The sequence below is a fragment of the Cupriavidus sp. Agwp_2 genome, assembly GCF_040784895.1.
GTDB lineage: Bacteria > Pseudomonadota > Gammaproteobacteria > Burkholderiales > Burkholderiaceae > Cupriavidus.
This window is the reverse complement of record NZ_CP088083.1, coordinates 2,512,785-2,534,610: the sequence shown is the minus strand read 5'-3', so window position 1 is coordinate 2,534,610 and position 21,826 is coordinate 2,512,785. Positions and strand designations below refer to the sequence as shown.

The following is a 21,826-nucleotide window of genomic DNA, read 5'->3' as shown; positions in this document are numbered from 1 at the left end:
CTTGCCGCATCCTTGCCAACCGCATTGCCAGGCCCTATGGAAACCAACGACGCCCGCGACCGCATCTTCGCCCGCATCCGTGCCGCACAGGGCAGGCCGCGCCAGCCCACGCAGGGCGAACGCGGTGCGGTGGCCGATTACCTCGCGCGCCATCCGCAAGGCCCGCGCCCGATGCCTGCCGCCGACCTCGTCGATGCCTTCCTGGCGCAGGCCCAGCGCATGGCGTCTACCGTCGACCGTGTCGCCACACTGGACGAAGTGCCGGCGGCCGCGCGGCGTTTTCTCGACAGCCTGAACCTGGTGCAGCGCGCGGTGGCATGGGATGCGCTGGGCACGCTGCCATGGCAGGACGCGGGCATCGCGGTCGAATGCCGGCCGCCGCTGCGCGAGGTCGAGGCGGATCGCGATCACGGCGACCTGGTGGGCATCACCGGCTGCTTCTGCGCGATTGCCGAGACCGGCTCGCTGATGCTGCTGTCAGGGCCGGCAACGTTCGCCTCCGCGGCGCTGCTGCCGGAAACGCATATTGCGGTGGTGCCACGCTCGCGCGTGGTCGCCGGCCTGGAAGATGCATTTGCGCTGGTACGCAGCGAACGCGGCGAACTGCCGCGCGCGACCAATATCATCAGCGGACCGTCGCGCACCGGGGATATCGAGCAGACCATCGTGCTGGGCGCGCATGGCCCGTATCGCGTGCATGTGATCCTGGTCGAGCAGGCTTGAAGCGTCGGGCAGCACGGACGTAAGAAAGGTCTGCAAACGCGGGACGGAGCACGGTCGCGTGAGGCGGTTGAATTACACTTGCAGGCTTGCCGTGCGAGCCCGCACGCCGTTCGTGGCGGGGCTCGATGCACCATGAATGCTGCATTCCCGAGGAGATCCTGCCTGATGCGACGTGCCTTCGTGCTGTTGCCGATACTGGCCATGCTGGCCGCGGTCCTTGCTGCCTTCCCTGCAGCCGCCCATGCAGCTGATGTCGACGGGGCTTCGTTGTCGCCGCTCTGGGGCTTGCCGTTCGCCGGCATCCTGCTGTCGATTGCGCTGTGGCCGCTGCTCGCGCCGAAGTTCTGGCACCACCACTATGGCAAGATCGCCGCTGGCTGGGGGCTGCTGTTCCTGCTGCCGTTCGCCGCGGCCTTCGGCACGCATGCGGCCGCCGCCAGCGCGGTGCATGCGCTGCTGGCCGAGTACATTCCGTTCATCTCGCTGATCGCATCGCTCTATATCGTCGCGGGCGGCATTTGCGTGCGCGGCAACCTGCACGGCACGCCGCGGCTCAACACCGGCATCCTGGCACTGGGCACCGCATTGGCCAGCCTCATGGGGACCACTGGCGCGGCCATGCTGCTGATCCGGCCGCTGCTGCGCGCCAACGACAACCGTCGCCATGTGGCGCACGTGGTCGTGTTCTTTATCTTCCTGGTGGCCAATGCCGGCGGCTCGCTGACACCGCTGGGCGATCCGCCGTTGTTCCTGGGTTTCCTGAAGGGAGTGGACTTCTTCTGGACCATGCGCAACATCTACCTGGAGACGCTGTTTATCTGCGCGGTGCTGCTGGTGTTGTTCTACCTGGTCGACAGCCACTACTACCGCAACAAGGAAGAAGAACTGCCGCAGAGGAACGATCCCACGCCGGACTCGAACGGCATCACGATCGACGGCAAGATCAATTTCGTGCTGTTGCTGGCCCTGATCGGCCTCGTGCTGATGAGCGGGCTGTGGCAGCCGGCCATCTCGTTTAGCGTCCTCGGCACCGACGTGCCGCTGCAGGCGGCGCTGCGCGATGTGCTGCTGATCGTGGTGGCGGTGGTGTCGCTGCTGGTCACACCGCATACCGCGCGCGCCGGCAATGAGTTCAACTGGGAGCCGATCCTGGAAGTCGGCAAGCTGTTTGCCGGCATCTTCCTGACCATCATCCCGGTGATCGCCATGCTCAAGGCCGGCACCGATGGCGCCTTCGCCGGAGTGATCCGCGCAGTCAGCAACAGTAACGGGCAGCCGGTCGACAGCATGTACTTCTGGGCGACCGGGCTGCTGTCGTCCTTCCTCGACAATGCGCCGACTTACCTCGTGTTCTTTAACACCGCCGGCGGCGATGCCGCCACGCTGATGACGCGCGATGCCTCGACGCTGGCCGCGATTTCCGCCGGCGCGGTGTTCATGGGCGCCAACACCTATATCGGCAACGCGCCCAACCTGATGGTCAAGGCCATTGCCGAGAACCGCGGCGTGCGCATGCCGAGTTTCTTCGGCTACATGCTGTACTCGGGCATCTTCCTGATGCCGCTGTTCGTCATCATGACCTTCCTTTTCTTCCACGTGTGATGCCATGAAGCCGTCCGTCCTTGTCACCCGCGCCATCTATCCCGAAGTCATCGACCACCTGGCGCAGTATTTCGATGTCGATGACAACCAGCAGGACGCGGTGCTCGACGCCGCCGCCCTGAAGGCGCGGCTGGCCGGCAAGGCCGGCGTGCTGGCCAACGCCGCCGACCGCATCGACGGTGGCCTGGTCGCCGCGTTGCCGTCGCTGCGCGCGGTGTGCAACATGGCCGTCGGCTACAACAACCTCGACGTGCCGGCGCTGACCGCCGCGGGGGTCGTCGCCACCAATACGCCCGACGTGCTGACAGAGACCACTGCCGACTTCGGCTGGGCGCTGCTGATGGCCACGGCGCGCCGCGTCACCGAGGCCGAGCACTACCTGCGCGCCGGCAAGTGGCAGCGCTGGAGCTACGACATGCTGGTCGGCGTGGACCTGTACGGCAGCACGCTCGGCATCCTGGGCATGGGCCGCATCGGCCAGGCGCTGGCGCGCCGTGCCAGCGGGTTTGGCATGAGCGTGCTGTACCACAACCGCAGCCAGCTGCCGGCGGACACCGAGCGCGAGCTCAATGCCCGCTACGTCAGCAAGGAGGATCTGCTGCGGCAGTCCGACCACCTGCTGCTGGTATTGCCTTACGGCCCGCAGAGCCACCATGCCATCGGCGCTGCCGAGCTGGCGCTGATGAAACCGACTGCGACGCTGGTCAACCTGGCCCGCGGCGGCATCGTCGACGACGCCGCGCTGGCGCAGGCGCTGCGCGACAAGCGCATCTTCGGCGCCGGCCTGGATGTGTTCGAGGGCGAGCCCGGCGTCCATCCTGACCTGCTGACGGTGCCCAACGTCGTGCTGACGCCGCATATCGCCAGCGGCTCGGAAAAAACCCGCCGCGCCATGGCGATGCTGGCTGCCGACAACCTGATCGCCGCGCTCGACCAGGGGCCGCAGGCCGGTCATCCGCCCACTGTGATCAACCCTGAAGTCATGCCGCGCCGCCGCTGAGGCGCGCCCGTCTGTCTGTCGCTTAATTAGTTGCTGCATGTCGCTGATTCCGTTCCTGACGCTGGCCGTGGCGCTGCTCGCGGTCGTCCTGCTAGTCATCGTGCTGCTGCGCCAGCAGGCCGCCTCGCCCGGCGCCGAACTGGCCCGTCAACTTGCCGAGTTGCGCGTCGAAGGGGCGCGCGGCATGGAGCGCGTGGAGCGTGAGGTCCGCACCGACGTAGCCGAGGCGGCGCGCGGCAACCGCGATGAGTCGGCCCAGCAGATGCTGCGCTTCCAGCAGGCGCTGTCGTCGCAGCTGACCGGCATCGCCACGCTGCAGAACAACCAGATCGACACCTTCGCGCAGCAATTGGCCAAGCTGACCGAGTCCAACACGCAGCAGCTCGAGCACGTGCGCCAGCACCTGATGCTGCAAAGCCAGCAGGCACGTGACGAACAGGCTGGAGCGCTGCGCCGCTTCGGCGACGGCTTGCAGCAGCAGCTGGCGCAGATGTCAGAAGCCAACGAGCGCCGGCTGGCCGAGGTGCGCGCCACGCTGGAGCAGAAGCTGCACGACATCGAGGCCAACAACACGGCCAAGCTGGAGGAAATGCGTCGCACCGTCGACGAGAAGCTGCATGCGACGCTGGAGCAGCGCCTGGGCGAGTCGTTCCGGCTGGTATCGGACCGCCTCGAGCAGGTGCATCGCGGGCTGGGCGAGATGCAGGCGCTGGCGCAGGGCGTGGGTGACCTGAAGAAGGTGCTGACCAATGTGAAGTCGCGCGGCACCTGGGGCGAAGTCCAGCTCGAAATGCTGCTGGAACAGATGCTGACGCCGGAGCAGTACGGCAAGAACGTAGAAACGGTGCGCAACTCCGGTGCGCGGGTGGAATTTGCCATCCGCCTGCCCGGCAAGGCCGCGGGCAGCGGTGGCGACGGCGGCGCGCCGGTGTGGCTGCCGGTCGATGCCAAGTTTCCCAAGGAACAGTACGAGCGGTTGGTCGATGCGCAGGAACGCGGTGACCCGGACGGCGTCATCGCCTTCGGCCGCGAACTGGAAGTTGCGTTGCGCCGAGAGGCGCAGACCATTGCCGAGAAATACCTGTCGCCACCGCAGACCACGGATTTTGCCATCCTGTTCCTGCCGACCGAGGGGCTGTACGCCGAAGTGCTGCGGCGCCCCGGCCTGACCGACCTGCTGCAGCGCAACTTCCGTGTCACCGTGGCGGGCCCGACCACGCTGACCGCGCTGCTGAACAGCCTGCAAATGGGTTTCCGCACGCTGGCACTGGAAAAACGCTCGAGTGAAGTCTGGGAAGTGCTGGGCGCGGTGAAAACTGAATTCGGCAAGTTCGGCGACGTGCTGGCCAAGACCCGCGACACGCTTGAGCGCGCCGCGCGCAATATCGAGCAGGCCGAGGTGCGCACGCGTCAGATGGCGCGCAAGCTGCGGACGGTGGAAGCGCTGCCGGGTGATGCCGCGCAGCAGTTGCTGGGACTCAACGCCGCAGAGGCAGGGGTGGAGACGGCGGAGACGCCGGATGACAGCGGCGGCTAAGCGCGGGTTGGAGCAGGGTAGGCCCGCAGCGCGGGCAGGATGGCCGGCAACCTGCCGGCCTGTGAACCCGCGCGGCGATCACCGCTGGGTTCAGAAGGTTCAGCGATCTTCTTCGGGCGCCAGTTCGCGCACGTGGACTTCGATGCCGCCAAAGCGGGCGGCCACCCAGTTGTAGGCCTTGCACGCCAGCCACAGCAGGCCGAAGCCAATCAGCGCATTCAGGATGATTGCGCTGAAGACCGTGATCGCCGGCAGGTCGCCATAGCGGATAAAGGTGACAAACAGGCCCAGCGAAACGATCGGCAGGGAGAAGCACAGGTAGACCAGCACCAGCGCGCGGGCGGTCTTCACGGGGTGGAGGTAGGCGATCTCCTGATTCATGACGGGGAATAACTTGATTGTTGCTGAATCGTGCGCCAAGTGTATCGACTGGCCGACCCAAAGCAAAGCCCGCTGCTCGCGCCGCAGTCGAAAGCCGTGCGCCGGACGCGTCACGGCGGCAAATGTGCATCATAAATACGACACATTGCGACCGCACCGAAGCGGCCGGCCTGCTGCTGCGCTCAGACCAGCCCGTCGAACAGCATGACTTCGACCGGGTCGCCGGCCTTGACCGAGTCCTGCTCGTGGCCGAGCACGATAAAGCAGTTGGCTTCGCTCATCGAGCGCAGTACGCCCGAGCCCTGCTGGCCGGTGATGCGCACCTCCCACTGTCCGTCTGCCGCCGGTGCCAGGATGCCGCGCTGGTATTCGGTGCGGCCCGGCTTCTTGCGGATGGCCTGCGCGCTGCGCACGCGCAGCAGCGGCAGCGGCGGCACGTCGGCACCCATCAGGCGGTGCAGCGCGGCACGCACGAAATGGTAGAAGGTGACCATGACCGCGACCGGGTTGCCCGGCAGGCCGAACAGCAGTGCCGAGTGCCTGCCGTCGCTGCCAGTACCGATGCGGCCGAATGCCATCGGCCGGCCGGGCCGCATGGCGATCTTCCAGAACGTGACGTCGCCCAGGCGCGCCATGATCTGCTTGGTGTAGTCGGCTTCGCCGACCGAGACGCCGCCCGAGGTGATGACCGCGTCGGCACTCTCGCAGGCGGTGCGGAAGGCCGCTTCCAATGCTTCGGGCTCGTCGCGCACCACGCCCATGTCGAGCAGTTCGACATTCATCCGCCGCAGCATGCCGTGCAGTGTGTACCGGTTGGAGTCATAGACGCAGCCGGCATCCAGCGGCTCACCGATCGAGCGCAGTTCATCGCCGGTGGAGAAGAAGGCGACGCGCAGGCGCCGGCGTACGCGGACTTCGGCAATGCCCAGCGAGGCCAGCAGGCCGAGGTCCGCTGGCTGGATGATGCGGCCCGCCGGCAGCGCGGCCTGGCCGTGCGCCAGGTCTTCGCCGCGCAGGCGGCGGTTGTCGCCCGCGCGCACGCAGTCGGCGGCAAAGCGGATGCGTGCGCCGTCGGCAACCGTTTCGACGAATTCCTGCGGCACCACCGTGTCGCAGCCGTCAGGCATCACCGCGCCGGTCATGATGCGTACCGTCTGCACGGCCGTGGGCGCAAGCGCGCCGGCATCGCCGGCGAAGGCGCTGCCGATCACTTCCAGTTCGACCATGTCGGTCTGCGCGGCGGCGAGCGCTTCGCTGCGGAAGGCGTAGCCGTCCATGGCTGAATTGTCATGGGCGGGAACGTTGATGGTCGAGACGATATCCTCGGCCAACACACGGTCGAGTGCGCTGCGGACCGGCAATTGTTCGATGCCGCGTACCGGCTCCACCACCTCGCCGATGATGCGGTTGGCCTGGTCCACCGGTAGTGCGGTGGGGTCGTAGTCAGACAGGCAGGAAATGACGGATTGCAGGGAAGGCATGGTGGCTCGGCGGCGGGATGTTTGCGGATGTCGGCGGCTAGCGGCTTTCGTGCGTGCGCAGTTCGTCCAGCGTGTTGATATTGGCGAAGGCCGCGGCGTCGTCGAACATCACCTCGGCCAGCCGGTGCGAGGCGGCCCAGGTTTCGATCTTGCGGCCGCCGCCGGAAAGATATGCGACCAGGCTGTCGAGCGCACTGACCGGCATCAGGCAGAACACAGGTTGGGTCTGGCGCTTGCCGGTTTCATCCAGTGTGACCGGAATCGCCAGTTCCGCGCCTTCGGTCTCGATCGCCTGTGCGAGCCGCGCCACCAGGTCGGTGGGCAGGAACGGCGAATCGCACGGCGCGGTCACCAGCCAGGACGTCGGGCATTGCTCAAGCCCGGCCAGCATGCCGGCCAGCGGGCCGGCGAAGTCGGGCACGGAATCGGTGTAGACCGGCACGCCGAACGATTCATAGGCGGCCAGGTTGCGGTTGGCGTTGATCATCAGGCCGCCGACCTGCGGGCCGAGGCGAATCATCGTGTGCATCGCCATGGGCGTGCCGTGTAGCGGCTGCAGCCCCTTGTCGGTGCCGCCCATGCGGCTGCCCCTGCCGCCTGCGAGGATCAGGCCGGTGATGTCGTCGCGTGCAATCATGAGGGTGCGGCGGCGGGTTCAGCCGCCGATATAGGACATCTCGATCTTGCGCTCAGCCCGTGCCTGGCGGACTGCCGGGTCGCCGCGCTGCTCGGAATAGTTGTCGGTGCGGCCCTGCCACACCTGGGCGATCGCGTTCGAGATCTCCAGGTCGCTGTAGCTGCCGCGCAGCAGTGCGCGCAGGTCATAGCCCTCGGTGGCGAACAGGCACAGGTAGAGCCGGCCTTCGGTGGACAGCCGGATGCGGCTGCAATCGCCGCAGAAGGCATGGGTGACGCTGGAGATCACGCCGATCTCGCCGCTGCCGTCGCGATAGCGCCAGCGCTCGGCAGTTTCGCCGCTGTAGTTGGCCTGCACCGGTTCGAGCGGAAATTCGGCATCGATGCGGCGCACGACCTCGGCGGAGGGCAACACCTCGTCCATCTGCCAGTGGTTGCTGGCGCCGACGTCCATGAATTCGATATATCGGACGATGATCCCACTGTGGCGGAAATGGCGCGCCATCGGCACGATTTCCTGGTCGTTGGTGCCGCGCTTGACCACCATGTTGACCTTGATCGGCGCCAGGCCAACAGCCTGAGCGGTCTCGATGCCGTGCAGCACGTCGGCGACGGCAAAGTCGACGTCGTTCATGCGGCGGAAGGTGGCATCGTCGATCGCGTCCAGGCTGACGCTGACGCGAGTCAGGCCGGCGTCGCGCAGCGAGCGTGCCTTGCGCGCCAGCAGCGAGGCGTTGGTGGTCAGCGTCAGGTCGAGCGGCTTGCCAGAGACGGTCTCGATCTTTGCCAGCATCTCGACCAGGTGCTCGATGTTCTTGCGCAGCAGCGGCTCGCCGCCGGTCAGGCGGATCTTCTCGACGCCGTGCGCGACGAACAGGCGTGCGGTGCGCTCGATTTCTTCAAAGCTGAGCAGTTCCGAGTGCGGCAGGAAGGTGTAGTCCTTGTCGAACACTTCCTTTGGCATGCAGTAGACGCAACGGAAGTTGCAGCGGTCCGTCACCGAGATGCGCAGGTCATGCAGCGGCCTGCCGCGGGTGTCGGCCACCAGGCCGGTGGGCGCTTCCAGCTTGCCGGGAATGCGCGGCGTCATCGAATGGTAGCGATGGTCGCGCAGGTCGAAGATAGGAATGACGGATTCGGTCATGGCCTGTGGGTGGGCGCTGCTCCGGTGAGTGGCCTGGCAAGGCCAGGCCGGGGGACTCCGGGAGCCCGGATGCATTTGCTGCCATTCTAGCCGAGTGGGCGCCCGGGGAGCCGCATTCCCCCGCATCGCGGGGATTTGCCGTGCATAAAAAAAAGGGACAGCCAAGGCTGTCCCTTGGGCTGTCCCTTCTGCCGCGGCGTGGGTGCCAGCGGCGGCACCCAAACCAGGCTTACTGCTGCGACGCCATTTCCACTTCGCGGCCCTTGGTCTCGACCAGGATCATCGGTCCCTGAGGCAGCGGCGGCAGCGGCTTGCGCTCGCGCGGCACGCGCGGCGCCGGCGCGATGCGGGCAGCGGCTTCCTGGGCCGAGCGCAGTTTGTCGGCATCGGTGTGGACCCATTGCAGGCCGGCGCCCGCGAGCATCGGCTCGAGGCTTTCCATCGCGACCGGCGCAGCGGCCGGGGTAGCGGCCGGGGTAGCGGACGCTGCCGGTGCAGCCTGGGCCACCTGGGCAGGCGCGGCGGCCGGCTCCGCGGCGGGCGCGGCAACGGCAGGGGCGGGTTCCACTGCTGCGGCCACGACCGGTTCGGGAGCGGCTTCGGCGGCGATAGCCTCGGTCACTGCTGCGGGAGCTTCCGCCTGCACGGCCACGGCGGCCGGGGCGGGCTCGGCCACGGGCACGGCCTGGGGTGCGGCTACCGGTGCCGGTTCCGCTGCCGGGGCCGGCGTCACGTCTTCCGGCACGGCGATGCGGATCGCTTCGACGCTTTCCGCGGCGGCAACAACGACAGCTGCCTGCGGTGCCGGTTCAGCTTGCGGGGCCGCCTGGGGTGCTGCTTGCGGCGCCGCCTGGGTGGTCGCCGGAGCGATGTCTTCGGACTCAGCAGCGCCTTCCAGGGCGGCTTCGCCTTCACCTTGCGCGCCCTGGCCGGTCTCGTCGCGCTCGCGGCGATAGCGGTTGCGGCCGCGGCGGTTGCGGCGGCGGCGTTCCTCGCCGTCGGCGGCGTCTGCGAACTCTTCAGCACCTTCCGGCAGTTCGGCGCGAACGGCCGGCACTTCGTCTGCGGCGGCTTGCGGCAGCACGCCCAGGGCCTGGGCGGCGGCTACGGCTTCCGGCTGCGGCGCTTCGCCGGCCTCGGCTTCACGCAGGTCGCTGCGCTCGCGCTGGCGGTCACGCAGGCGTTCACGGCGTTCCTGGCTGCGCTCGCGGCGGCCTTCCTGGCGGGCTTCGGCGCGCTCGCCCTGAGCACGTTCACCCTGGGCACGTTCACCCTGAGCGGTTTCAGCCTGGCGGGCGACGGCCGGGGTGGCCTGGCCTTCTTGCTGGCGCGGCTGGCGGCCCTGGCGCTCGCCACGGCCTTCGCGCTGTTCGCCACGCTCGCCTTGCTGGCGCTCGGCGCGCTCACCACGCTCGGCGCGCTGTCCGCGCGGCTGGCGGTCGCCGCGTTCCTGGCGCTCGCCACGCTCGCCGCGCTCGGCACGTTCACCGCGCTCGGCACGTTCACCACGTTCGCCACGCTGGCCACGGCCTTCGCCGCGCTGGCCGCGCTCGCGGCGGCCTTCGGCGCCGCGGCTTTCGGCGGCCGCCACCGGCTTGGCCGGCTCAACCACCGGCGCAGGCGCAGGACGCGCGCCGAACAGGCCCTTCAGCCAGGCGATAAAGCCGCCGGCTTCCACCGGCTTGGTCGCCGGGACGGGCGGGGCTGCCGGAGCAGCTTCCGGACGCGGGGCGCGCTCGGGGCGCGGCACGGAGACCGGTGCCGGCTGTTCCGGCGTGATGCCCTTGACCGCGGCTTCCTGGCGCGGCTTGGCTTCTTCCTTGCGGCGGCTGCTGTAGCTGGTGTCGGCTTCCAGTTCCTTGGCGGCAGCCTCGGCCATCTTGTAGCTGGCGGTGCTGTCTTCCAGGCGCGGGTCGTCGTGGCGCAGGCGCTCCAGCTTGTAGTGCGGCGTTTCCAGGTGCTTGTTCGGGATCAGCAGCACGTTGACCTTGAAGCGCAGCTCGATCAGGTTGATTTCCTGGCGCTTCTCGTTCAGCAGGAAGGCAGCAACCTCCACCGGCACCTGGCAGTGGATGGCGGCGGTGTTTTCCTTCATCGCCTCTTCCTGGATGATGCGCAGCACCTGCAGGGCGGACGATTCGGTATCGCGGATATGGCCGGTGCCATTGCAGCGCGGGCAAGTGATGTGCGAGCCCTCCGACAGCGACGGGCGCAGGCGCTGGCGCGACAGCTCCATCAGCCCGAAACGGCTGATCTTGCCCATCTGCACGCGGGCGCGGTCGTGGCGCAGCGCATCCTTCAGGCGCGTTTCCACGTCCTTCTGGGCCTTGCCCGACTCCATGTCGATGAAGTCGATGACGATCAGGCCGCCCAGGTCGCGCAGGCGCAGCTGGCGGGCGATTTCGTCGGCGGCCTCGAGGTTGGTGCGCAGCGCGGTTTCCTCGATGTCGGCGCCCTTGGTGGCGCGGGCGGAGTTCACGTCCACGGAGACCAGCGCCTCGGTGTGGTCGATCACGATGGCGCCGCCCGAGGGCAGCATCACCATGCGCGAGTAGGCCGACTCGATCTGGTGTTCGATCTGGAAGCGCGAGAAGAGCGGCACGTCGTCCCGGTACTTCTTCACGCGGTTCATGTTGTCAGGCATCACCACGCTCATGAAGGCGCGGGCCTGTTCGTAGATCTCGTCGGTATCGATCAGGATCTCGCCGATATCCGGCTGGAAATAGTCGCGGATGGCGCGAATGACCAGGCTCGATTCCAGGTAGATCAGCAGCGGAGCCTTGTTGTCGCCGGCGGCGCCGTCGATGGCCTTCCACAGTTGCAGCAGGTAGTTCAGGTCCCACTGCAGTTCCTCGGCCGAGCGGCCGATGCCCGCGGTCCGGGCGATGATGCTCATGCCTTCCGGCACCGTCAGCTGCGACATGGTCTCGCGCAGTTCCTGGCGGTCCTCGCCCTCGATGCGGCGCGACACGCCGCCGCCGCGCGGGTTGTTGGGCATCAGCACCAGATAGCGGCCGGCCAGCGAGATGAAGGTGGTCAGGGCCGCGCCCTTGTTGCCACGCTCTTCCTTCTCGACCTGGACGATCAGTTCCTGGCCTTCATGCAGGGCATCCTGGATGCGCGCGTTGCGCACGTCGATGCCTTCCTTGAAGAAGGCGCGGGCAACTTCCTTGAACGGCAGGAAGCCGTGGCGCTCTTCGCCATAGTTGACGAAGCAGGCTTCCAGCGAGGGTTCGATACGGGTGATGACACCCTTGTAGATATTGCCCTTGCGCTGTTCGCGCCCGGCAGTCTCGATGTCGATATCGATCAGTTTCTGACCGTCGACGATGGCGACGCGCAATTCCTCCTGTTGCGTCGCGTTGAACAGCATGCGTTTCATCGCAATACCTCACTCCAGAGCCGCGGTTGCACCGTCTGGGCGGTGTCCGCGGCGATCCATGGAGCACGCGAGGGAGCGAGCGAAGGCGCGAGAATTGCCGGAAAGCGCCGTTTCGCGCGAAGGCGAGCGGCTGGGCGCGGGTGAAAGAGAGGCGATGACGTCGGGGTAACGTCCGTGGGGCGGGAGAGGACGCCGGCGGCTGCTCTGGCAGACACTGGCGCGTTCCCGTTCCGGAGGCGATGCTGGGCAGCGGCGCAACTGGCGCCGGCGGCATCGCGGCCGGACCGCGGAAGGCCTAGACGCGTCAAAGAGCAAATTTTTCGGACACGGCAAGGCTGCCAATGCTGCCTGACATCTCCTGGCGGGCGCACCTACTACTTCTTGGAGTTCTGCGACCGGGCGCCGGTATTTCCAGTCAGGCGGCAGGCTGGCCTGCCGGCCGGCACCGTTTCCCGGTGCAGGCGGGACTTCTCTCACCGAAGCGGATGCCTACGGGGCATCCACTCTTAAATTCTGTTTTACCTGAACACTCTGTTCCCACGTCATCGCCTGCTGCGCCGAAGCCTCCTTTGGGCGACTTCCTGCGTGCCGGCGATATCGTGCGTGCTGCTTTTACCGCCATTTGGTTGTCTGGCGCCCGCGCGGATCACGCAATGAAGCGGCGCAGGGCGGAAGACGGGCCGGGTTGGCGGCGACCCCAAGTGTAGAATGCGGTCAATCCAAGATTAATCACGGGATTGATCGCTTACACAGGTCTTGCGCTGCCGGCCCCCGGCCGGAACAGCGAGGAAATTATATTGAAAATGAATGAGTTACGCCATCAAATTGAAAAGCCTGCCGATGTAGCGCCGGCAAGCCCGCAGGTGGCGTATGTCACGATCGATGAAGGCTCTGAAGGCCAGCGCATCGACAACTTCCTGCTGAAGGTGGCCAAGGGCGTACCCAAGAGCCATATCTACCGGGTATTGCGGTCGGGCGAGGTGCGGGTCAACAAGGGGCGTATCGATGCCACTTATCGCCTGCAATCAGGCGACGTGGTGCGAATTCCCCCGATGCGTGTGGCGACTCCGTCTCAATCCGCCGGGGCGCAGCCCGTGCCAGCCAGCGAATTCCCGGTGCTGTTCGAGGATGCTCAGCTACTGGTGGTGAACAAGCCCGCCGGCGTGGCGGTGCATGGCGGCTCGGGCGTTGCCTTCGGTGTGATCGAGCAGTTGCGCCAGGCCAGGCCGCAGGCCAAGTTCCTGGAGCTGGTGCACCGCCTCGACCGCGAGACCTCGGGCATCCTGATGCTGGCCAAGAAGCGCTCGGCGCTGGTCCACCTGCATGAGCAGATCCGCGGCAACAGCATGGACAAGCGGTATTTCGCCTGCGTGGCCGGCGAATTCCCGAATTCGCGGCAGCATGTGAAGCTGCCTCTATATAAGTACACCACGGCAGACGGGGAGCGGCGCGTACGGGTCCAGGCCGACGGCCTGGCTTCGCACACGGTGTTCAACCGGGTCGAGGCGTTTTCCGGTTTTACCTTGCTGGAAGCGGAGCTCAAGACCGGCCGGACGCACCAGATCCGCGTTCACCTGGCCCATTCGGGATTCCCGATCGTCGGCGACGAAAAGTACGGTGATTTCGCGCTGAACAAGTCGCTGGCGCGCTCCGCGGCGAAGCCGGGCATCAAGCGCATGTTCCTGCACGCCCATCGGCTGGTGTTTATCCACCCGGCAACGGGCGCGCCGCTGACCGTCGAGGCGCCGTTGCCGGACGAATGCGTCGGATTCCTGCAACAATTGCGACAACTGCGTGCTCCGGAGTAGGGCTGCGCAATTCACGCCAAAGGACAACCATGGCCAGGCAACAGTTTGACCTGATCGTATTCGACTGGGACGGGACACTGATGGACTCGACCCCGACCATTGCCAAGTGCATCCAGCTTGCCAGCCGCGACCTGGGCCTGCCCGTGCCGGACGACAGCGCGGCCAGCCATGTGATCGGGCTGGGGCTGAAGGATGCCTTGTCGTACGCCGTGCCCACGCTTGACCCCGTCGACTACCCGCGCCTCGCGGAGCGCTATCGCTACCACTTCCTGACCCGCGACGCCGACCTCGTGCTGTTCGACGGCGTGCGCGAGATGTTGGAAACGCTGCGCCGAGAGCATTACTTCCTTGGTGTCGCCACCGGCAAGACCCGCGTCGGCCTGCAGCGCGCGCTGGCCGCCAGCGGCCTGACCCAGCTCTTTGACGCCACCCGCTGTGCCGACGAGACCTTCTCCAAACCGCATCCGGCCATGCTGCAGGAACTGACGCGCGAACTGGGCCAGGACATGGAGCGCACGGTGATGGTGGGCGACACCACCCATGACCTGCAGATGGCGGTCAATGCTGGTGCTGCCGGGATTGGTGTGTGTTATGGTGCACATCCGGGCGACTCGCTGCGGGCGATGGCGCCGGTGCATTGCGCCTCGTCGATCGCCGACCTGACCGACTGGTTGCTGGCCCATGCCTGAGGCCGCTGCCAGCCAGGGGCCGGTGCGGCTTTGCGCCGCGGCAGACCTGGAAGAGGGCGGGCTGGGGGTGCGCTTCTCGGTGGCGCTGGATAGCCGCGAGATCGGTGCCTTCGTGGTGCGGTTCGACGGCGCCGCGCATGGCTACCTCAACCAGTGCGCGCATGTGCCGATGGAACTGGACTGGCAGGAGGGGCGGTTCTTCGATAGCTCGGGCCTATACTTGATGTGCGCCACACATGGCGCGGTTTATGCACCGGATAGCGGCGAATGCGTCGGCGGTCCCTGCCGCGGCGCGGCGCTGGCCAAGCTGCGCATAGAAGAGCGCGATGGCCAGGTCTTCTGGTTGCCTGAAGGTCCGTACCGCGCCGCCGCGCAAGCGGACGGCGCCTGAATGACGGGCGGCATGGCCGCCCATTGTGTTTCCAAGCTTTCCACGAGCGAGTTGCATGACAGAAGAACAGAAGCCGCCTAATGGTCAACCGGGAACATCGGACGAATCGCGTGAACCTGGGCAGGACAATGCGAACCGGCCCGAGTCCGAACGCCTGGTCACCGCGAAGCAGGCCGACTATCCACTGGACCACGAGTTGCGCGCCGGCGACGATGCGGCGCGGCGCGAGCAGCGTGAACGCAAGGCCCGCATGGCTGGGGATGCGCGAGCGGCCGGCAGCGGACCGGTGGGCGCGGCGGGCTGGGAGCGCGAGGTATTGGAAAAGGTGCTGACGGCATCGCTGCGCGAGCAGCGCGCCGCACGCCGCTGGCGCATCTTCTTCCGCTTCGTCGGGCTGGGCCTGCTGGCGCTGATCTTCATCGCGCTGTTCGATTTCAAGGGCGACGGCATCAACACGTCCGGCCGCCATACCGCAATGGTCACGCTGGAGGGCGAGATTTCAGCCGGTACGCCGGCCAGCGCCGAATCGATCAATGCTTCGCTGCAGGCGGCCTTCGCCGACGCCAATGCCGCCGGCGTGATCCTCAAGATCAACTCGCCGGGTGGCTCGCCGGTGCAGGCCGGGATCATCAATGACGAGATCCACCGTTTGCGCGGGCTCTATCCGTCCAAGCCGTTCTATGTGGTGATCGAGGAAATCTGTGCCTCGGGTGGCTATTACGTGGCTGCGGCGGCCGACAAGATCTATGTCGACAAGGCCAGCATCGTCGGCTCGATCGGCGTGCTGATGGATGGTTTCGGCTTTACCGGCCTGATGGACAAGCTGGGTGTGGAGCGTCGGCTGTACACATCGGGGTCCAACAAGGGAATGCTCGACCCGTTCTCGCCGCAGGTGCCCAGGCAGAAGGCCTACGCTGAGACGATGCTCAAGGAAATCCACGAGCAGTTCATCGACGTGGTGAAGGAAGGCCGGGGCGACCGGCTCAAGGACGATCCGGATCTGTTCTCCGGGCTGTTCTGGTCGGGCGAGCGCAGCATCGAACTGGGCCTGGCCGACGCGTTAGGGACTGCCGATTCCGTCGCACGCGACGTGCTCAAGGCCGAGGATATCGTCGACTATACGGTCAGGGAGAACATCGCCGAGCGCGTGGCCAAGCGCTTCGGTGCCGCGGTCGGCACCGCGGCGATGAAGACCATGCTGTGGAGCACGCGCATGCAGGGCATGCACTGAGGCGCATCGATTGGCCAGGTGAAAAAGGGGCGCCATTGCGCCCCTTTCTGCATTTGCCGGCGTGCTCAGGCGGCCAGCAGCGAAAAGATCGCCGGCCGCTTGTGCAGCTCGATCCGGTCCGCGCGCCAGGCCGACAGTGGCAGCGTGACGATGGTTTCGGTCGGCAGCGTCAGGTCCACCGCCACCGACAGCAGCGTGGTGCCGGCGCAATGCTGGCGCATCGCTTCGAGCAGCGCCGCGTTGCGGTACGGCGTTTCGATGAACACCTGCGTCTGGCTGGACTTGCGCGAGCGCTGTTCCAGCTCCCGCAGCCGCTGCGCGCGCTCGTTGGCATCAACCGGCAGGTAGCCGTTGAAGGCAAAGCTCTGGCCGTTCAGGCCCGAGCCCATCACCGCCAGCAGGATTGAGCTGGGCCCGACCAGCGGGCGCACCCGGATGCCGCGCGCATGCGCCAGCCGCACCAACTCGGCGCCGGGGTCCGCCACTGCTGGCACGCCGGCTTCGGACAGCAGGCCGCCGTCGCGGCCGGCCTGGATCGGCGCGAGCAGTTCGGCCAGCGCATCGGCCCGCGTGTTGACGTTCAGCTCGCGGATCTCGATCTGCTGGATCGGGCGTGCCAGCGGGGTGGTTTCGCCCAGCTTCTTCAGGAATGCACGGGCGGTCTTGGCGTTTTCGGCGACCAGGTAGTCGAGGCTGGCTGCGATCTGCTGCACGCCGGCGGGAATGACTTCGGCCAGCGGATCGGCTTCGTCGCGCTTGCCGAGGGTATTGGGAATCAGGAAAAGGTTGCCGCTCATGGTTAGTTCCGGTGCGTCATGCCGCGAGCAGCGGGTAGCCGGCCTGGCGCAGCATGCCGGTCAGCGCGATCAGCGGCAGTCCGACCAGCGCCGTGGGGTCGTCGGACTCGACGCGCTCGAGCAGCGTGATGCCCAGTCCTTCGGACTTGGCGCTGCCCGCCACGTCATAGGGACGTTCCAGCTGCAGGTAGGTTTCGATCTCGGCATCGCTCAGGTCGCGCATGGTCACGCGGGTCTGCACGTCGGCCAGTTGCACGGTGCCGGTGCGACCGTCCAGCAGGCATAGCGCCGAGTGGAAGGTGGCGGTACGCCCGCGCATGCGGCGCAGTTGCGCCACGGCCTTGTCGTGCGTGCCGGGCTTGCCCATCTGCGCCCCGTCCAGTGTCAGCACCTGGTCCGAGCCGATCACCAGTGCACCCGGGTGCCGCGCCATGATGGCCTCGGCCTTGCGTTGCGACAGGCGCAGGGCGGTTGCCTCCGGCGTTTCGCCGGCAAGCGGGGTTTCGTCGATGTCCGGGGTGGCCACTTCGAAGGGGATGCGCAGCCGCTCGAGCAACTCGCGGCGGTAGGGTGAGCCGGAGCCGAGGATCAGCCTGGGGCGGGGGTGTTGATGCATAAGTGATTGAAGCGTAACAGGAATGAGGCAAGGTTTGCCTGGCAAGACCTTTGACCTCCACAAGGTTTACGTCGTATAATCGCACGTTTTGCCGCATCCTCACCTGGGCGCTGTGCCGCCGATGTGCGCGGCCGCAGTCAGCACAGGCGTGGAATGTGGCGAGCCAGTCATTGCAATACGACCGGAGCCACGCACATGACCCAGCCAATTGACCTGCGCGCGCTCGATCTCTTCGCGTTCTGCCGCAAGAGCGAAAGCCTGAACGGCGACGTGGCGGTGCGGGATTTGCCGCGCATCTTAGCCGAGACCGCGGCGCAAGCGCCAGCCTCGGCACCCGAAGAGACGTTTGCCTATACGGCCACTGGCTTCGTGCGCGAAGAGGCGGCCGAGCCGGGCGCCACGGTGGCGCGGCGGCTGTTCCTCGATGTGACCGTCAAGGGCCGGATGTGGCTGGATTGCCAGCGCTGCCTGACGCCCTACGCCGAGCCAATCGAAACGGCCACGCGCTTCGAGGTAGTGGAAAGCGAAGAAGCGGCAGATGCCGCGCCGATGGACGACGACGATGTCGACGTGATCGCCGGCTCCAAGCACTTTTCGCTGCTGGAACTGATTGAAGATGAGGTGCTGCTGGCGCTGCCGGTGGCCCCCAAGCATGACGCCTGCCCGTCGGTGCACGAGAGCCTCGTGACCGGCAAGGACGGCGAGGCCCAGCCCGAAGCTGAGCCAGAGGAAGAAAAGCGGCCGTCGCCCTTTGCGGCGCTGGCCGGCCTGAAGAACAAGCACTGAGGCCAACCGGCCGATTGCAGCGTTCCGCAGGTGGTAGTTGATGAAGCATCCGGCCGGGCCCCGGCTACGCCTTGGGCGGGATGCGTGTGTTAATATTGAAAAATTCTCGAAGGAGTCATCATGGCTGTTCAACAGAACAAGAAGTCGCCGTCCAAGCGCGGCATGCATCGCTCGCACGACCACCTGACGGTCGCCCCGCTGGCCGTCGAGCCGACCACCGGCGAAACCCACCTGCGTCACCACGTCAGCCCGAACGGCTACTACCGTGGCCGCAAGGTCATCAAGACCAAGAACGACTGATAGCTTCGTGGCGTGACATTGCGTCTCGCTCGCGCATGCCTGTAAGTCGGACACAAGACGGTCAGACACAAAAAAGCGGCAAGATCGTTGCCGCTTTTTTGTTGGGCGCTCGGGATAACCACCGGGCGTGGTGTGCGCCGCTGCGCTATCCGTACCAGGAACAATGACGATCAAAATCGCTATCGACTGCATGGGCGGCGACCACGGCGTGTCCGTGACCGTGCCCGCGGCGATCAGTTTTCTTTCCCGCCACGACGATGCCGAGATGGTGCTGGTGGGCCTGCCGGACGCTATCCGGGCGCAGCTGAAAAAGCTGCATGCTCTGGATCATCCGCGTGTGTGCATCGTCGAGGCTACCGAGGTCATCACCATGGATGACCCGGTCGAGGTGGCGCTGCGCAAGAAGAAGGATTCTTCCATGCGCGTGGCCGTCACTCAGGTCAAGGAAGGCCAGGCCGGCGCCTGCATCTCCGCCGGCAACACCGGCGCGCTGATGGCGGTGTCGCGCTATGTGCTGAAAACGCTTGAGGGCATCGAGCGGCCGGCCATTGCCACCACCATCCCGAACCAGGAAGGCTGGGGCACCACCGTGCTGGATCTCGGCGCCAACGCCGACTGCGAACCCGAGCACCTGCTGCAGTTCGCCCGCATGGCCGAGGCCATGGTGGCCGTGGTGGACCATAAGGAACGCCCGACCGTCGGCCTGCTGAACATCGGCGAGGAAGTCATCAAGGGCAACGAGGTGGTCAAGCGTGCCGGCGAACTGCTGCGCGCTTCCGAGCTCAATTTCTACGGAAACGTGGAAGGCAACGACATCTTCAAGGGAACGACCGATATCGTCGTCTGTGACGGCTTTGTCGGCAATGTGGCGCTCAAGAGTACCGAGGGCCTCGCCAAGATGATCGGCGGCATGATCAAGGAAGAATTCACCCGCTCGTGGTTCACCAAACTGCTCGCGGCCGTGGCCATGCCGGTGCTGTCGCGGCTGGCCAAGCGGCTCGATCCGGCGCGCTATAACGGTGCGTCGCTGCTGGGCCTGCGCGGCCTTGTGATCAAGAGCCACGGTTCGGCTGATGCCCATTCTTTTGAGTGGGCTATCAAACGCGGGTATGATGCCGCCAAGAATGGCGTGATTCCCCGTATCGCACGGGCTTTCGCCGATAAGTCCAGCGCCGCTGGCGTGGCGCAGACCGCCCCGGAGACAGACGCGCCCAGCGCGCATCCCAGCACCCACGCCGCCTGAGCGCCTTGCGCGCCGGCCAGCGGGAACTGCGGTCCATACGATCCGACACTACATGACCAAGTACGCAAAAATCATCGGTACCGGGAGCTACCTGCCCCCGCGGCGCGTGACCAACCATGATCTGGCGGCGCAGCTTGCCGAAAAGGGCATCGAGACCAGTGACGAGTGGATCGTCTCGCGCAGCGGTATCTCGGCGCGCCACTGGGCCGAGCCCGACGTAACCAGCAGCGATCTGGCCGTCAAGGCAGCCGAGCAGGCCATCGAGGCCGCCGGCATCGACAGGCAGAGCATCGACCTGATCATCGTCGCCACCTCGACGCCGGACTTCGTGTTTCCCAGCACCGCGTGCATGGTGCAGCAAAAACTGGGCATCACCAACCACTGCGCGGCGTTCGACCTGCAGGCGGTGTGCTCGGGCTTTGTCTATGCGCTGGCCACGGCCGACAAGTTCATCCGCAGCGGCTCGCACCGCAACGTGCTGGTGATCGGCACCGAGGTGTTTTCGCGCATCCTGGATTTCAACGACCGTACCACCTGCGTGCTGTTCGGTGATGGCGCCGGCGCAGTCGTGCTGACCGCGTCGGAGGAGCCTGGCATCCTGTCGAGCGCGATGCACTCGGACGGCAGCCACGTCGACATCCTGTGCGTGCCGGGCAATGTCTCGGGCGGCAATATCACCGGCAACCCATTCCTGCACATGGATGGCCAGGCCGTGTTCAAGCTCGCCGTGACCGTGCTCGACAAGGTCGCGCGTGAAGCCATGGAAGCGGCAAGCCTTTCGGCGGAGCAGGTCGACTGGCTGATCCCGCACCAGGCCAATATCCGCATCATGCAGGGCACCGCCAGGAAGCTGGGCCTGCCCGCCGAACGCATGGTCGCCACCGTGCACGAGCACGGCAACACCTCGGCCGCGTCGATCCCGCTGGCGCTCGACGTCGCCGTGCGCGACGGTCGCATCCGCCCCGGCCAGACCGTGCTGATGGAAGGCGTCGGCGGCGGCTTTACCTGGGGCGCGGTTCTGCTGCGCATGTAATTCGCAGCCGGTGCCCGGTGCGCGCCAATGCCGCGCGCCGCCGCGCCGGCTTCCCGTTCCATAAAGGGTTCCAATCCGATGAAATTCGCTTTCGTATTTCCCGGCCAGGGTTCGCAGTCGGTCGGCATGCTCAATGCCTTTGCGGATAACGCCGTCGTGCGCGCCACCGTGGAAGAAGCCTCGGCCGCGCTGGGCCAGGATCTCGGCCGCCTGATCGCCGAGGGTCCCTCCGAAGAGCTGAACCTGACCACCAATACGCAGCCGGTGATGCTGACCGCCGCCGTGGCGGTCTACCGCGCGTGGCTCGATGCCGGCGGCCCGGCCCCGGCACTCGTGGCGGGCCACAGCCTGGGCGAGTACTCGGCGCTGGTGGCCGCGGGCGTGATCCCGTTTGCCGACGCGGTGCCGCTGGTGCGTTTCCGCGCGCAGGCCATGCAGGAAGCCGTGCCGGTGGGCGAGGGCGGCATGGCTGCGATCCTGGGCCTGTCCGATGACGACGTCCGTGCCGCGTGCGCCGAGGCGGCTGCCGCCGGCGTGGTCGAAGCGGTCAACTTCAACGCCCCGTCGCAGGTCGTGATCGCCGGCCACAAGGGCGCGGTCGAGAAGGCATGCGAGATCGCCAAGGCCAAGGGTGCCAAGCGCGCGCTGCCGCTGCCGGTATCGGCGCCGTTCCACTCGTCGCTGCTCAAGCCCGCTTCGGACCGCCTGCGCGAGCGCATGGCCGGGGTGGCGTTCTCGGCGCCGTCGATCCCGCTGGTGAACAACGTCGATGTCGCGATCGTCAACGATCCGGAAGCGATCAAGGACGCGCTGGTGCGCCAGGCCGCGGCGCCGGTGCGCTGGGTCGAGTGCGTGCAGAAGCTTGCCGCCGAAGGCGTCACGCACGTGATCGAATGCGGCCCGGGCAAGGTGCTGGCCGGCATGACCAAGCGCATTGACGGCAACCTGACCGGCGGCGCGATCTTCGATCCGGCCTCGCTGCAGGACACGCTGGCGCTGCTGAAATAAGCCAGGCACAAAGCACGAAAGAGTACGAAAGGACACTC

The 21,826-nt window shown here is 66.6% G+C and carries 20 protein-coding genes; 13 read left to right on the top strand and 7 right to left on the bottom strand.

Translation table 11 applies throughout. The features are described from left to right. Positions 1–36 precede the first annotated feature (36 nt). From LPA45_RS11915 to rmuC, 4 genes are all read left to right on the top strand, one after another. Complete coding sequence (locus LPA45_RS11915) at positions 37–723, top strand: lactate utilization protein C (protein ID WP_116322262.1); 687 nt, start codon at positions 37–39, stop codon at positions 721–723. Positions 724–888: 165 nt separating this feature from the next. Further along, a complete protein-coding gene (locus tag LPA45_RS11910) occupies positions 889–2,325 on the top strand; it encodes a sodium:proton antiporter (protein WP_317919858.1) in 1,437 nt (478 codons plus the stop codon). A 4-nt stretch (positions 2,326–2,329) separates the two neighbouring features. Next, entirely contained in the window at positions 2,330–3,325 is a 996-nt protein-coding gene (locus LPA45_RS11905; RefSeq protein WP_116322260.1) for a D-glycerate dehydrogenase, read from the top strand. Between the two features lie 37 nt (positions 3,326–3,362). Beyond that, on the top strand, positions 3,363–4,862 hold the full coding sequence (rmuC, locus tag LPA45_RS11900; protein WP_317919861.1) for a DNA recombination protein RmuC: 1,500 nt from the start codon (positions 3,363–3,365) through the stop codon (positions 4,860–4,862). A gap of 99 nt (positions 4,863–4,961) precedes the next feature. Here the strand turns inward: rmuC and LPA45_RS11895 are convergent, their stop codons facing one another. The 5 genes from LPA45_RS11895 to LPA45_RS11875 all read right to left on the bottom strand — a co-directional run bounded on the left by LPA45_RS11895 (position 4,962) and on the right by LPA45_RS11875 (position 11,886). Next, on the bottom strand, positions 4,962–5,243 hold the full coding sequence (locus LPA45_RS11895) for a hypothetical protein (protein WP_116322258.1): 282 nt from the start codon (positions 5,241–5,243) through the stop codon (positions 4,962–4,964). Positions 5,244–5,425: 182 nt separating this feature from the next. Beyond that, positions 5,426–6,724 (bottom strand): gephyrin-like molybdotransferase Glp, encoded by a 1,299-nt coding sequence (gene glp, locus LPA45_RS11890; protein ID WP_116322257.1) that lies wholly within the window; start codon positions 6,722–6,724, stop codon positions 5,426–5,428. A gap of 37 nt (positions 6,725–6,761) precedes the next feature. After that, positions 6,762–7,361: a molybdenum cofactor guanylyltransferase MobA gene (mobA, locus tag LPA45_RS11885; protein WP_116322256.1), complete on the bottom strand. Its 600-nt coding sequence runs from the start codon at positions 7,359–7,361 to the stop codon at positions 6,762–6,764. Between the two features lie 18 nt (positions 7,362–7,379). Continuing rightward, positions 7,380–8,504, bottom strand: coding sequence for a GTP 3',8-cyclase MoaA (gene moaA / locus LPA45_RS11880; protein ID WP_116322255.1), 1,125 nt, complete (start codon positions 8,502–8,504; stop codon positions 7,380–7,382). A 229-nt stretch (positions 8,505–8,733) separates the two neighbouring features. Continuing rightward, a complete protein-coding gene (locus LPA45_RS11875; RefSeq protein WP_317919862.1) occupies positions 8,734–11,886 on the bottom strand; it encodes an Rne/Rng family ribonuclease in 3,153 nt (1,050 codons plus the stop codon). An 803-nt stretch (positions 11,887–12,689) separates the two neighbouring features. On the opposite strand from LPA45_RS11875, the gene LPA45_RS11870 reads away from it, so the two are divergent. From LPA45_RS11870 to LPA45_RS11855, 4 genes are read left to right on the top strand one after another with little or no spacing between them, the layout of a single operon-like run. After that, complete coding sequence (locus LPA45_RS11870) at positions 12,690–13,694, top strand: RluA family pseudouridine synthase (protein WP_317919909.1); 1,005 nt, start codon at positions 12,690–12,692, stop codon at positions 13,692–13,694. Positions 13,695–13,723: 29 nt separating this feature from the next. Then, the gene (locus LPA45_RS11865; RefSeq protein ID WP_116322252.1) at positions 13,724–14,383 is read left to right on the top strand and encodes an HAD-IA family hydrolase; all 660 of its coding nucleotides are present in this window, start codon (positions 13,724–13,726) and stop codon (positions 14,381–14,383) included. After that, positions 14,376–14,774 (top strand): Rieske (2Fe-2S) protein, encoded by a 399-nt coding sequence (locus LPA45_RS11860; RefSeq protein ID WP_317919863.1) that lies wholly within the window; start codon positions 14,376–14,378, stop codon positions 14,772–14,774. The genes LPA45_RS11865 and LPA45_RS11860 overlap by 8 nt, the downstream gene beginning before the upstream one ends. 55 nt (positions 14,775–14,829) lie before the next feature. Beyond that, positions 14,830–16,005, top strand: a complete 1,176-nt coding sequence (locus tag LPA45_RS11855) for a S49 family peptidase (protein ID WP_116322250.1) — start codon at positions 14,830–14,832, stop codon at positions 16,003–16,005. Between the two features lie 65 nt (positions 16,006–16,070). On the opposite strand, the gene LPA45_RS11850 is transcribed toward LPA45_RS11855, so the two are convergent. Continuing rightward, complete coding sequence (locus tag LPA45_RS11850; protein WP_116322249.1) at positions 16,071–16,802, bottom strand: SAM-dependent methyltransferase; 732 nt, start codon at positions 16,800–16,802, stop codon at positions 16,071–16,073. Positions 16,803–16,818: 16 nt separating this feature from the next. Beyond that, a complete protein-coding gene (locus LPA45_RS11845) occupies positions 16,819–17,418 on the bottom strand; it encodes a Maf-like protein (protein ID WP_317919865.1) in 600 nt (199 codons plus the stop codon). Positions 17,419–17,613: 195 nt separating this feature from the next. On the opposite strand from LPA45_RS11845, the gene LPA45_RS11840 reads away from it, so the two are divergent. The 5 genes from LPA45_RS11840 to fabD all read left to right on the top strand — a co-directional run bounded on the left by LPA45_RS11840 (position 17,614) and on the right by fabD (position 21,788). Beyond that, positions 17,614–18,204 carry a DUF177 domain-containing protein gene (locus tag LPA45_RS11840; protein WP_317919866.1) on the top strand — a complete coding sequence of 197 codons (591 nt, stop codon included), beginning with the start codon at positions 17,614–17,616 and terminating at the stop codon, positions 18,202–18,204. 120 nt (positions 18,205–18,324) lie between these two features. Continuing rightward, a complete protein-coding gene (gene rpmF / locus LPA45_RS11835; protein ID WP_029046300.1) occupies positions 18,325–18,504 on the top strand; it encodes a 50S ribosomal protein L32 in 180 nt (59 codons plus the stop codon). Positions 18,505–18,667: 163 nt separating this feature from the next. Next, positions 18,668–19,747, top strand: coding sequence for a phosphate acyltransferase PlsX (plsX, locus tag LPA45_RS11830; RefSeq protein WP_116322246.1), 1,080 nt, complete (start codon positions 18,668–18,670; stop codon positions 19,745–19,747). Between the two features lie 52 nt (positions 19,748–19,799). Beyond that, the gene (locus LPA45_RS11825) at positions 19,800–20,780 is read left to right on the top strand and encodes a beta-ketoacyl-ACP synthase III (protein ID WP_116322245.1); all 981 of its coding nucleotides are present in this window, start codon (positions 19,800–19,802) and stop codon (positions 20,778–20,780) included. A gap of 78 nt (positions 20,781–20,858) precedes the next feature. Next, positions 20,859–21,788 carry an ACP S-malonyltransferase gene (gene fabD / locus LPA45_RS11820; protein ID WP_116322244.1) on the top strand — a complete coding sequence of 310 codons (930 nt, stop codon included), beginning with the start codon at positions 20,859–20,861 and terminating at the stop codon, positions 21,786–21,788. The last annotated feature ends 38 nt before the right edge of the window (positions 21,789–21,826 follow it).